Here is a 10,627-nt window from a genome sequence, read left to right as displayed (position 1 = left end):
ATTCTGATGTGCACAAACTGATTGATTGGTATGACGATCAGACGAAGAATCTTGCGCAGGATCCTTTAGCCAAAGTGGTCTGGGCTTATGGCCTGCATTCCGATGGCTCTGCCATTTCAAAGGCGCAACGTCTGGTTTACCGTGAGCGTATTGATTTGCAAAAAGCTTTCCCTACGCCGTTTGATGCGAATACCTATAACCAGTGGTGGCTGCAGCAAGGTCCAAAAGAATACCCTGAGCTGTTCGATAATGGCAGTAAAGATGATGCATTGCGTCAGTTCAGCACGGTGCTTACTCCTGGATTCCGTGGCGGCAATGCAGAATTTGATAAAGATCGTTTTATTGGCATTGTTAAACGTTCGCTTTCCAACCCCCGCACTGGCGTCACAATGGGCAAGAAAGGATGGGAAGTATTAAAGAATGAAGGCATCAAAGGTATTAAACGTCGCTTTCTGAACTAAATTCGTCCTGTTGCTCGCTGTAGGCCCTGTACATAGCCATAGTTATGTACGGGGCTTTTTAACGTAGTTCATCTCTAAAATTAGCCTTGAGGTTTTAGATATGAAATTTAGAACGGTGAATATCTTTAGCGCATAGGTTAGTGGTGAACGATGAAAATAATATTTCCAGCGTTTAGCCAGTGTTAAAGCGTACTGCTTTATGATGAAAAGTGTGCTGGCAGATTTAGCTGTGTCAATGATTCATCTAGAACTCTTCAGGAAGTTTATTTTCCCCCTGGCTGTATTTTAAACCTTGGTATGTTAAGTGAAAATAATTGCATCTCTTGTATTGTACCGACATGAATATAAATCTGTTCAGAAGACATTGGATTCTCTTCTGGCAGAGGAAAGTATTTCTAAACTGGTCATCGTTGACAATGGCAGTTATTGTGATTGGCTTATAAATTTTAATGAGCCAAAGCTCGAGATCATTCGAATGAAAGATAATGCGGGGTTTGGTGCTGGCCATAATGCTGTTTTTGAAAAATTTAAGAATCTCGCTGATTATTTTTTGATTTGCAATCCAGATATCGCCTTTGAGAAGGGAGAGGTAGATAAACTCTTCCGATTCAGTCAATTGGAGAACCTTGGATTGGCCATTCCTAAAATCGTCTATCCAGATGGACGGCTGCAGCATGGTTGTAAATTGTTACCTTCGCCTTATCAACTTTTTGCTCGTCGATTTGTTTCCCGTTTCTCACGTTCTTTAAATCAGCGGTATGAATTGCATTGCGCAGATTATACTAAGCCTTTCTTCGCGCCGTCTCTTTCCGGTTGTTTTATGTTGGTGAGCAATCAGGCAATTCAGGATGTCGGATATTTTGATACTCGTTTTTTTCTGTATCTTGAAGATGTCGATCTTTCACGTAGAATTTGTTTAAAGCATAAGACACGTTATTTCCCTGAGTCCTTGGTTGTTCATGAATCTCAGCGTCGCTCTTATCAAGATAAGCGTTTTCTTGTATACCATATCGTTTCTGCAATAAAGTACTTTAATAAATGGGGATGGTTCTTCGACAGAGATAAAGAATTCCTTAATCAGAGCTGCCTGAGTCAGTTGCCAAGAAAACAGGTTAATCCGTAAGTAAGAATAAAATTAATTACAATTTAACTATGGAATTTTCAAGATCAAGTCGTGAATGACTTTTGAGCTTGTATCTAAATGATTTGTCTTATTAAGGGCAAGATAGCGATGCAACCAATACAGCAAAAAACAAAAATTCAGAACGTTAAATATCACTTTGATTCAATTGATATCCTCAGAGGCTTTGCCGCGATATCTGTCGTTGTTTATCATGTCATAGAGCATTTTAACTGGACCTCTTTCCCTACCAATTGGCCGTGGTTGTGGTTTCGCTTTGGTTGGATGGGGGTTGATATGTTCTTCGTTATTTCCGGTTTTGTTATCGCTATGTCAGCCTTTAATCAACTGGATAGAAGCGGAAAAGACAAATTCTTTTTCCCTTTTATGAAGCGTCGTATCAATAGAATCATACCTCTTCATTATTTGACGCTGGCTGTTTTTGTTATTTTTATCTCTCCTTATCTTCTCTTTAATCATTTTGCAATAAACCTGACCTCTCATTTACTATTTATACATAACCTTAGTTATGACTTGCACGGTGCGATTAATGGAAGCAACTGGTCGCTCGGTGTTGAGATGCAATTTTATATACTTATTGCGCTCACCGCACATTGGTTAAAGCATGTTAAATGGTGGGTGTTGTTACTCTGCTCGTTGGGCATTTCATATGCATGGCGCTTGGCTGCAGTGTATCTCGTCGATATACAGCAACCACTAGGCGTTTTCAAATTATTTGTCAGCGCAACTCAGCTTCCAGGTATGTTAGACGAATTCGCTGTGGGTATTTTGCTTGCCAGGTTGCTCACGTCTGAATTTGGCCATAGATTGGTTTCCAACAGAAAGTACTCTACAGTTTCTTTAATGTGTGCGGCCGTCGCACTCACGACAGGTGCAATGTATATATACCTGAAGTACGCATCTTTCTGGAACTATCCTTTGATGGTTATATTCTTCCGGACATTACTGGCGACGGCGTTCGGCATGATTGTTTTGACACTATGCTCACTTAAGATTACACCATTCCTAAAAAGAATATTGTATCCGCTTTACTATTGCGGAACGATTTCTTATGGTATCTATTTATGGCATCTACCGATCTTGCTTTCTATCAAGAAATTGGATTGGTTAACCCATGGCCAATCACTTGCACTTGTATTGGCGCTAACGTTGCTAATGGCATCATTATCGTGGCACTTCTTTGAAAAACATTTCATCAAGAAGTAAGTTTCAGCCATTGCACCGTGGTAGCACATTTAACCGTCTGACTAGAAGACAATTATGTGACCTATCGCACCAATCACTACCCACGCGGCTCAATCCTGAGTTAACATGTGTGCCACATCACAAAACCTGCTGGCCGACGTTGCCGGCAGGGTCATCCTCAGACAGGAGTTCCTAAATGTCCAAGCAACAAATCGGCGTTGTCGGCATGGCGGTAATGGGCCGCAACCTCGCGCTGAACATCGAGAGCCGTGGTTACACCGTTTCCATTTTCAACCGTTCTGGCGACAAAACTGACGAAGTGATCGCTGAGAACCCGGGCAAAAACCTGGCGCCGTATTACACCGTTGAAGAGTTTGTCGAATCGCTGGAAAAACCGCGCCGCATCCTGCTGATGGTGAAAGCGGGCGAAGCAACGGATAAAACCATTGCCTCGCTGACTCCGCACCTGGACAAGGGCGATATCTTGATCGACGGCGGCAACACCTACTATCAGGACACCATCCGCCGTAACCGCGAACTGTCCGACCAGGGCTTCAACTTCATCGGTACCGGCGTTTCCGGCGGTGAAGAGGGCGCGCTGAAAGGGCCTTCCATCATGCCTGGTGGCCAGAAAGAAGCTTACGAGCTGGTGGCGCCGATCCTGGAGAAAATCGCTGCGGTTGCGGAAGGCGAGCCTTGCGTGACCTACATTGGCGCAGACGGTGCCGGCCACTATGTGAAGATGGTGCACAACGGCATCGAATACGGCGACATGCAGCTGATTGCCGAAGCCTATTCTCTGCTGAAACAGGCGCTGAATCTGAGCAACGAGCAGCTGGCCGAAACCTTCGCCGAGTGGAACAAGGGCGAACTGAACAGCTACCTGATCGACATCACCAAAGACATCTTCACCAAGAAAGACGAAGAGGGTAAATACCTGGTCGATGTGATCCTGGACGAAGCAGCCAACAAAGGCACCGGCAAGTGGACCAGCCAGAGCTCGCTGGATCTGGGCGAACCGCTGTCGCTGATCACCGAATCGGTGTTCGCGCGCTACCTGTCCTCGCTGAAAGATCAGCGCGTTGCCGCGTCTAAAGTGCTGACCGGCCCGAAAGTGGCGCCGTTCACCGGCGACAAAGCTGAATTCATCGAGAAAGTGCGTCGCGCGCTGTATCTGGGCAAGATCGTGTCCTACGCGCAGGGCTTCTCTCAGCTGAAAGCCGCGTCTAAAGAAAACAACTGGGATCTGCACTACGGCGAAATCGCCAAGATCTTCCGCGCCGGCTGCATCATCCGCGCCCAGTTCCTGCAGAAGATCACCGACGCTTACGCGGCGGACGCCGATATCGCCAACCTGCTGCTGGCGCCATACTTCAAGCAAATCGCCGACGAGTACCAGCAGGCGCTGCGTGACGTGGTGGCTTACGCCGTGCAGAACGGCATTCCTACGCCAACCTTCTCCGCCGCGATCGCCTACTACGACAGCTACCGTTCTGCGGTGCTGCCGGCGAACCTGATCCAGGCGCAGCGCGACTACTTCGGTGCGCACACCTATAAACGTATCGACAAGGAAGGCGTGTTCCATACCGAATGGATGGAATAATCCCGCCCGTTGAGCGATAAAAAAAGCCGCCGAGGTTAGCCCCGGCGGCTTTTTTATTGCGCGTGATTTAACGTCACGCTTTTTTCTGATGCCTTTCGCGCAGCCGGCCGATCACCGCGCTCATATCCAAATCCTGGTCCTGCAGCAGCACCAGCAGGTGATAGATCAGGTCCGAAGCTTCGTTGGTCAGCTCTTCGCGATCGTTGACCGTGGCGGCCAGCGCGGTTTCCACGCCTTCCTCCCCGACCTTCTGCGCGATGCGCTTGGTGCCGCTGGCGTACAGGCTGGCGGTGTACGAGCTGTCCGGGCAGGCGTGCTTGCGCTCCGCCAACAGCTGTTCCAACTGATAGAGGAACGTCCAGTCGCTGGCGGCCGGGTGGAAGCAGCTGCTGTTGCCGAGGTGGCAGGTCGGGCCGATCGGGGTGGCCAATATCAGCAGCGTGTCGTTATCGCAGTCCGGCGTGATGCTGACCACCTTGAGGAAGTGGCCGGAGCTTTCACCCTTGGTCCACAGGTGCTGCTTGGTGCGCGAGAAGAAGGTGACGTTGCCGCTTTGCTCGGTGGTCGCCAGCGCTTCCGGCGTCATGTAACCCAGCATCAGCACTTCGCCGGAAACGGCGTGCTGTACGATGGCCGGCATCAGGCCGTCGGTTTTTTCCCAGTCCAGCTGGTTTCTCTGTTGTTCTGTCAGCACACGCGAATCTCCACGCCTTGTTCAACCAGGAACCTTTTCAGTTCGCCGATATTGATGATTTGTTTGTGGAACACCGATGCCGCCAGCGCGCCGTCGACGTCCGCATCGCGGAACGCTTCCAGGAAGTGCGCCATGGTGCCCGCGCCGCCGGAGGCGATCAGCGGCACCTTGCAGGCCTCGCGCACCCGGCGCAGCTGCTGCAGATCGTAACCGTTGCGCACGCCGTCCTGGTTCATCATGTTCAGCACGATCTCACCGGCGCCGCGGCGCTGCACTTCCTGCACCCAGTCGAGGGTTTCCCACTGGGTGATTCGGGTGCGGCTCTCGTCGCCGGTATATTGGTTGACGTGATACTTGCCGGTTTCACTGTCGAACCAGGTGTCGATGCCCACCACGATGCACTGCACGCCAAAGCGTTCAGCCAGGCGGCTAATCAGCTCAGGATCGGCCAGCGCCGGCGAGTTGATCGAAATCTTATCGGCGCCGAAAGACAGGATCTGGCTGGCGTCCTCGGCGCTTTTAATGCCGCCGGCGACGCAGAACGGAATATCAATCACCTCCGCCACGCGCGACACCCAGCTTTTGTCCACCACCCGGCCATCGCTCGAGGCGGTGATATCGTAAAACACCAGCTCGTCCGCGCCTTCTTGCGCATAGCGCTGCGCCAGCGGCACGATGTCGCCGATGATTTCGTGGTTGCGGAACTGCACGCCTTTCACCACTTGCCCGTCTTTAACATCCAGGCACGGGATTATCCGTTTTGCCAGCATGCGATCGCCTCCTCAACGCTAAATTTACCTTCCAGCAGGGCGCGCCCCACGATCACGCCGGCAACGCCGCTGCCGCGCAGCTGGGCGATGTCGTCCAGATTGCCGATGCCGCCCGAGGCCTGGAAGGCCACCTGCGGATAACGGCGGCAGATCGCCTGATACAGCGCCACGTTGGAACCGGCCAGCGTGCCGTCGCGCGAAATATCGGTGCACAGCACGTGCTTGAGCCCGTAGGGCAGGAACTGCTCCACCACCTGTTCCAGCGTGGCGTCGGAATCTTCCTGCCAGCCGCTGATGGCCACGCGTTTTACGCCCTGTGCGTCGATGCGCACGTCCAGCGCCAGCACCAGCGCGTCGGCGCCGTAGCGCTCGAACCAGCTCTGCACCAACTGCGGCTGTTTCACCGCGGTGGAGCCGATCACCACGCGCGTGGCGCCGGCCTCCAGCAGGGCGCTGACGTCTTGTTCGTTGCGGATGCCGCCGCCGACCTGCACCGGCACGTCAACCCCCGCCAGCAGCTTGCGCAGCAGCGGGATCTGGCGCGCCGCCGGATCCTTGGCGCCGGTCAGATCGACCAGATGCAGCACCTGCGCGCCCTGTTGTTGATAGTCCTGCAGACGCAGCAGCGGATCGTTGCCGTAGTCGCGCTGCTGGCCGTAATCGCCCTGATGCAAACGCACCACGTTGCCGTCGATCAAATCCAAAGCCGGAATAATCATGCTGCCTACATCTCCAGAAAGTTTTTCAACAGTTGCGCGCCGGCCGCTCCAGATCGTTCTGGATGAAACTGCACGCCGAAGAAATTGTCTTTTTGCACGGCGGCGGTGAAGGGCTCGCCGTAGTTCGCCTGGGCGATGGTGCTGGGGCATATCGGCATCGCATAGCTGTGTACGAAATAGAAGTAGGCGCCGTCATCGATGCCGCGGAACAGATGGTGGCCCGCCTGCGCGGACACCTGGTTCCAGCCCATGTGCGGCAGCGGCAGGCCGAAGTCGGTCATCTGCTTCACCGGCGTATCGATGAGGCCGAGCGTGGTCACACCGCCGTTCTCTTCGCTGCTGGCCGCCAGCAGCTGCATGCCGAGGCAAATGCCCAGCACCGGCTGCGTGCAGGCCCTGATCAGTTCGATCAAATCGCGCGCGCGCAGCTGATCCATCGCCGCCTGCGCGGTGCCGACGCCCGGCAGGAACAGCTTGTCGGCGCGCAGCACGATCTCCGGATCGCGGCTCACCTCCGGCTGATAGCCCAGGCGCCGCACCGCGTAGGTGACGGAGGCCAGGTTGGCGCAGCCGGTATCCAAAATCACCACGTTCATCACAGCACTCCTTTCGAACTCGGCAGGGTATTGCCCTCGACGCGGATCGCCTGGCGCAGCGTGCGGCCAAACACTTTGAACAGGCTCTCGACCCGGTGGTGGTCGTTTTTGCCCTTGGTCTTCAGGTGCAGCGTGCAGCCCATGGTGTAAGAGAGCGAACGGAAGAAGTGCTCGACCATTTCGGTGCTGAGATCGCCGACGCGCTGATAGTTGAACTCGGCCTTGTACTCCAGGTGCGGGCGGCCGGAGATATCCAGCGCACAGCGCGCCAGACATTCGTCCATCGGCAGCACGAAGCCGAAGCGGGCGATGCCGCGTTTGTCGCCCAACGCCTTGTTCAGGGCTTCACCCAGCGCCAGGCCGGTGTCTTCCACCGTGTGGTGATCGTCGATATACAGGTCGCCTTTGACGTCGATCTCCATGCGGAAACCGCCGTGGGTGGCGATCTGATCCAGCATGTGGTCGAAGAAGCCGACGCCGGTTTTGATCTTGCTGCCGCCTTCGCGATCCAGCCACACGTTGACGTCGATCTGCGTCTCTTTGGTCACGCGGTTAACCCGCGCGTGACGGTCACGCAGGGTCAGCTGGCGCACGATCTCTTTCCAACCCAGCACGCCGCGCTGGTAACGCAGCCCCTGGATGCCCATGTTTTCCGCCAGCTGCACATCGGTCGGCCGATCGCCGATCACGTAGCTGTGTGCGGTATCGAGCACGCCGGGTTCCAGGTAGCCCTTCACCAGCGCGGTTTTCGGCTTGCGGCAGTCGCAGTTGTCCGCCGGCAGGTGCGGGCAGATCAGCACATCGGTGAACTGAATGCCCTGGGAGCTGAGGATCTGCATCATCAGGTTGTGCGGCGGATCGAAGGTTTCCTGCGGGAAACTGGCGGTGCCGAGCCCATCCTGATTGGTGATCATCACCAGCTGATACCCCGCCTGTTGCAGCGCCAGCAGGGAAGGGATCACGTCTGGCTCGAGCGCCAGCTTGTCCAGGCGGTCAACCTGGAAATCTTCCGGTGGCTCGGCGATCAGCGTGCCGTCACGATCGATAAAGAGGATTTTTTGGCTCACATTGGCTCCTGGCGAGTCTGGTTGGCGCCGGGCAGGGCGGACAAGGCGTCCACCACGCGTTGACATTCGTCGCGGGTGCCTATGGTGATGCGCAGGCAGCCGGACAACCCGGGCTGTTTGTTTTGGTCTCGTAAGATAATGCCCTGATCCCACAAGCTTTTAAACACATTACTTGAGGCGGTGAAGCGGGCCAGCAGGTAATTGCTGTCGCTGGCGAAAACCTGCTCGACGCAGGCGCATTTCTCCAACTGTTGCTGCAGCCAGCTGCGGGTGGCTGCGATGTCGGTGACGCGCTGGCGCATGGTGCGGATACCTTCTTCGCTCAGCGCCTGCGCGGCGATATCCGCCACCGGCGTCGAGAGCGGGTAAGGCGCGATCACCTTCAGCAGCAGGGCAATCAGATCTTCATTGGCGAGCGTAAAGCCGCAGCGCAGGCCGGCCAGCGCAAAGGCCTTCGACAGCGTGCGCAGAATAGCCAGGTGCGGGTAGTCACTCAGCCAGCCGGCCACCGAAGCCTGCGGGCAAAACTCGATATAGGCTTCGTCCACCGCGACGATCGCCTTGCCTTTGGCCAGCTCCAGCAGGCTGCGTAGATCGTCCGGATCGATCAGGTTACCGGTTGGGTTGTTCGGGCTGCAGACGTAGATCAGCTTTACGTTGTCCAGGCTGTCCGCGATGGCCGGCAGATCCAACTGCCAGTCTTCTTTGGCGGCCACGGTGCGGCGCTCCACGCCGAAGGTTTCGGCGCTGACGGCGTACATGCCGTAGGTCGGCGGGCAGAACAGAATGGCGTCTTTGCCCGGCTCGCAGAAGGCGCGGATCAGCAGCTCGATGCCTTCATCGGCGCCGCGGCTGACCAGCACCTGCTCTTTCTTCACCCCGGCGTAGGCGGCGTAGCGTTCGATCACCTGCGCCGGCTGGCATTCCGGATAGCGGTTGAAGGTTTGCGCGGTCAGCTGGAACTCGGGCGCGATCGGGTATTCGTTGGCGTTCAACCACACGTCGCCCTTGCCGCCGAGGCGGCGCGCCGATTGATAAGGGGTCAGCTCGCGAACGTTGGCGCGCGCCAGTTTTTCGATGCTCATGCTTGCTCCTTCAGGGCGGCGACGCGCAGGGTCACGGCATTCTTGTGGGCGATCAACTGCTCGGCGGCAGCCAGCGTCTCGATGGTGGCGGCCAGGTTGCTGAAGCCCTGCGGCGTCAGTTCCTGCACCGTCATGCGTTTTTGAAAATCGGCCAGCCCCAGGCTGGAGCAGGTGGCGGTGTAGCCGTAGGTCGGCAGCACGTGGTTGGTGCCGGAGGCGTAATCGCCGGCGGACTCCGGCGACCAGTCGCCGAGGAACACCGAACCGGCGCTGGTGATGCCGTCCACCAGTTCACGCGCATTGCGGGTCTGAATAATCAGGTGCTCCGGGCCGTAGCGGTTGCTGATCGCCACGCACTCGGACAGATCGCGCGCTACGATCAGGCGGCTGCTCGCCAGCGCCTGACGGGCGGTCTCGGCGCGCGGCAGCTCGGCCAGCTGGCTTTCCACCGCGTCGGCCACCGCCTGCGCCATCGCCGCGTCCGGCGTCAGCAGGATCACCTGCGAATCCGGGCCGTGTTCGGCCTGCGACAGCAGATCGGAAGCGACGAATGCCGGGGTGGCGCCGGCGTCGGCGATCACCAGCACCTCCGAAGGGCCGGCAGGCATGTCGATGGCCGCGCCGTCGAGGCGCTGGCTGACCTGCCGCTTGGCTTCGGTCACGAAGGCGTTGCCCGGCCCGAAGATCTTCGCCACGCGCGGCACGCTCTCGGTGCCGAACGCCAGGGCGGCGATCGCCTGCGCGCCCCCGACCTGAAACACTTCCTGCACGCCGCACAGTTGCGCCGCATACAGGATCTCATCGGCGATCGGCGGCGGCGAGCACAGCACCACCCGGCGGCAGCCGGCGATGCGCGCCGGCGTCGCCAGCATCAGCACGGTGGAGAACAGCGGCGCCGATCCGCCGGGAATATACAGACCCACCGAGTCGATAGGGCGGGTCACCTGTTGACAGCGCACGCCCGGTTGCGTTTCGACGTCCACCGGCGGCAGTCGCTGCGCGTTGTGGAAGGTTTCCACGTTGGCGACGGCCACCGCCATCGCCTGTTTGATGTCGTCGCCCAACCGCGCGGCGGCGGCGGCGATCTGCTCGGCGCTGACGCGCAGCGCCGAGACTTCCGCCTTGTCGAAACGGGCGCTGTAGTCGCGCAGCGCCCGATCGCCGTTGGCCTTCACGTTGTCGAGGATCTCGCTCACTGTGCGGGTGATGCTGTCGGAGGCGACGATTGCCGGGCGCATCAGCAGCTCGGTCTGGCGTTCGGCGCTGCTGGTCGCCCAATCGATCGGCGTGTTGAAGGTCGACATGG

Annotated in this window: 11 protein-coding genes; 4 read left to right on the top strand and 7 right to left on the bottom strand. The window is 56.6% G+C overall.

All coding sequences use genetic code 11. From position 1 onward, the window contains the following. From ADK28_RS32260 to gndA, 4 genes are all read left to right on the top strand, one after another. Positions 1–461, top strand: a 461-nt coding sequence (locus ADK28_RS32260) for a hypothetical protein (RefSeq protein ID WP_048796641.1), incomplete at its 5' end; no start/stop codon positions are given. A 304-nt stretch (positions 462–765) separates the two neighbouring features. After that, positions 766–1,584, top strand: a complete 819-nt coding sequence (locus ADK28_RS30470; protein WP_075202120.1) for a glycosyltransferase family 2 protein — start codon at positions 766–768, stop codon at positions 1,582–1,584. Positions 1,585–1,692: 108 nt separating this feature from the next. Then, positions 1,693–2,808 (top strand): acyltransferase family protein, encoded by a 1,116-nt coding sequence (locus ADK28_RS21880; protein ID WP_158523361.1) that lies wholly within the window; start codon positions 1,693–1,695, stop codon positions 2,806–2,808. A 175-nt stretch (positions 2,809–2,983) separates the two neighbouring features. After that, positions 2,984–4,390: an NADP-dependent phosphogluconate dehydrogenase gene (gene gndA, locus ADK28_RS21875; protein WP_004938815.1), complete on the top strand. Its 1,407-nt coding sequence runs from the start codon at positions 2,984–2,986 to the stop codon at positions 4,388–4,390. A gap of 73 nt (positions 4,391–4,463) precedes the next feature. Here the strand turns inward: gndA and hisIE are convergent, their stop codons facing one another. Genes hisIE through hisD form a run of 7 tightly spaced genes read right to left on the bottom strand, consistent with a single transcriptional unit; the run spans position 4,464 to position 10,625 of the window. Then, positions 4,464–5,084, bottom strand: a complete 621-nt coding sequence (gene hisIE, locus ADK28_RS21870) for a bifunctional phosphoribosyl-AMP cyclohydrolase/phosphoribosyl-ATP diphosphatase HisIE (protein WP_048796638.1) — start codon at positions 5,082–5,084, stop codon at positions 4,464–4,466. Further along, complete coding sequence (gene hisF, locus ADK28_RS21865) at positions 5,078–5,854, bottom strand: imidazole glycerol phosphate synthase subunit HisF (protein ID WP_016928406.1); 777 nt, start codon at positions 5,852–5,854, stop codon at positions 5,078–5,080. The genes hisIE and hisF overlap by 7 nt, the downstream gene beginning before the upstream one ends. Continuing rightward, complete coding sequence (gene hisA / locus ADK28_RS21860) at positions 5,836–6,573, bottom strand: 1-(5-phosphoribosyl)-5-[(5-phosphoribosylamino)methylideneamino]imidazole-4-carboxamide isomerase (RefSeq protein WP_033640856.1); 738 nt, start codon at positions 6,571–6,573, stop codon at positions 5,836–5,838. The genes hisF and hisA overlap by 19 nt, the downstream gene beginning before the upstream one ends. Positions 6,574–6,578: 5 nt before the next feature. Beyond that, on the bottom strand, positions 6,579–7,169 hold the full coding sequence (gene hisH, locus ADK28_RS21855) for an imidazole glycerol phosphate synthase subunit HisH (protein WP_048796637.1): 591 nt from the start codon (positions 7,167–7,169) through the stop codon (positions 6,579–6,581). Continuing rightward, positions 7,169–8,236 (bottom strand): bifunctional histidinol-phosphatase/imidazoleglycerol-phosphate dehydratase HisB, encoded by a 1,068-nt coding sequence (gene hisB, locus ADK28_RS21850; RefSeq protein ID WP_016928404.1) that lies wholly within the window; start codon positions 8,234–8,236, stop codon positions 7,169–7,171. The genes hisH and hisB overlap by 1 nt, the downstream gene beginning before the upstream one ends. Beyond that, positions 8,233–9,321, bottom strand: a complete 1,089-nt coding sequence (hisC, locus tag ADK28_RS21845; RefSeq protein WP_033640854.1) for a histidinol-phosphate transaminase — start codon at positions 9,319–9,321, stop codon at positions 8,233–8,235. Before hisC ends, hisB begins: the two co-directional genes overlap by 4 nt. Next, entirely contained in the window at positions 9,318–10,625 is a 1,308-nt protein-coding gene (gene hisD / locus ADK28_RS21840; RefSeq protein WP_048796636.1) for a histidinol dehydrogenase, read from the bottom strand. The genes hisC and hisD overlap by 4 nt, the downstream gene beginning before the upstream one ends. Positions 10,626–10,627 lie beyond the last annotated feature (2 nt).

Origin of the sequence: Serratia sp. 506_PEND (genome assembly GCF_001076875.1) — a bacterium.
In the GTDB taxonomy this organism is placed as follows: domain Bacteria; phylum Pseudomonadota; class Gammaproteobacteria; order Enterobacterales; family Enterobacteriaceae; genus Serratia; species Serratia marcescens.
The sequence above is the reverse complement of the archived record's forward strand: the minus strand, read 5'-3'. Positions and strand labels throughout refer to the sequence as shown.